Below are 1,591 nucleotides of genomic sequence, written 5' to 3' on the forward strand. Positions count from 1 at the left end.
GAAAATTTAAGGAATGGTTCGGCCATGGCATCCATTGAGTCAAGTAATGCACCGTCGCCATTGAACATCGCTTCTAAGCCTGCGCTATTGTTTTTTTGTGCCTCTGCAAATTTTTCTTGGTCCACTTTCAATTTGCCATGGCGATCCAACGTTACGCCTATTTCGCTTAAGCGCATGCCGCCGTGCTCGCCTCGGACAAGGCTTGATAGTTGGCTTTCAATTGAGCGCATGGTTGGGTCGCTAGCTAGCACACCGCGTTTTTTATCTTCACTGCCGATTTGTGTGTGTTCATCAATTGTAGATATCAATGTGTTGTAGGCGTCTACGAACTTATTGAGCTGCTCTTTGGTTGCTTCGTCATCAGCGCCGATACCTAAACCAATCGCGGTTTCTCCAGAGGTCTGAGCCTTGGTTACAGTAATGTCTACGCCATCGATAACACCTTCAAACGTATTGCTCGAGTTAGTGAGTTTTAGACCAGTTTTCTCTGCACCCAACCAGATCACTGCATCTTGGGGGGCACTGATTTGACTAAGGTTTGTGAATGCATCTTCAAACCACGCTTGGCCTGTGCTCGTTGCGGACACGTTGATTTGGTTAGCGACGCCGGTTTCAGTGCTTGAAAGCATGAAGTGAGTCTGACCATTTGAGCGTACCAAGGTTGCGTTTACACCTGGGTTGTCACTGTTGTTATTGATCGCTTTCGTTAGGTCACTCACCGTCGCTACGCCATCGCCGTCGGTATCGACGGTTGATAGATCAATCGTCATTGTTTTACCGTTGACGGTGAACTCAAGATTTCCTGTTTTTGGGATTTCAGTGGTTGCGTCTAGATCTGCTGGCATTCCAGTAGAAACTTGGTGTGACGTTGCTACTTGCTCGACGAATATCTGATAACTACCCGATAGAGCCTTAGCGTCTGCATTTGCAGTAAAGTAGCCTTCTTGAGAGATGGAGGTGGAGTTTTTAATGATGCTGTTTGTGCTGCTGTTCATTTCGTTGAGCGCAGTGCGGAACTCGCGCATGGCACTCTCAACTTTACCCAGAGCAGATAGCTGAGATTGATACGTATTGGTTTGCAGTTGGTAGCGTTGTTTAAAAGGTTGAACTTCTATCTGCGCCAATTGGGCTGCAAAGGTTGCTGGATCTATTGAACTCACGAGCTTACTCCCTCTCTCATTGGTAATTGGCGTAACTCTATGCCTTGAAAATATGTCTTATCGCAAGATACGTGCCTAACTTAAATATTCTTTTAAAACATTGACTTGCGATACTATTTAAATTTGAGAGGAAGTAGATTTTCCACCTTATGTGTTCCGCCTTCCTCTCGAAAACATCTAGTGTTTCCCTATAAGACAAGGCGACTAAAAAGCTGAAAATATTTAATTCATTTTAGGAATGTGACGTGTTGATTAAGCCGTTAATAAAGCGCTGCTTTAGGTGTTTCCTGCTATGTAAATAGGACTATTCCTACAGAGGAAGTACATCGATTTTTGGTATCTTTTAACTCGGCATATTTTGGTGTTTTAGCGCACCTTACCAACGTCAGGCTATCACTTAGAAAAGAACGACAGAAATGAATGAATTTGTT

1 protein-coding gene is annotated in these 1,591 nt (G+C 44.1%); it reads right to left on the reverse strand.

The features are described from left to right. On the reverse strand, nucleotides 1-1,160 hold a 1,160-nt coding region (fliD, locus tag R7Q38_RS23120), incomplete at its 3' end, for a flagellar filament capping protein FliD (RefSeq protein ID WP_318114427.1). Between the last annotated feature and the right edge of the window lie 431 nt (nucleotides 1,161-1,591).

This window comes from Vibrio sp. Vb0598 (genome assembly GCF_033338935.1).
Taxonomy (GTDB): Bacteria; Pseudomonadota; Gammaproteobacteria; order Enterobacterales; family Vibrionaceae; genus Vibrio; species Vibrio alginolyticus.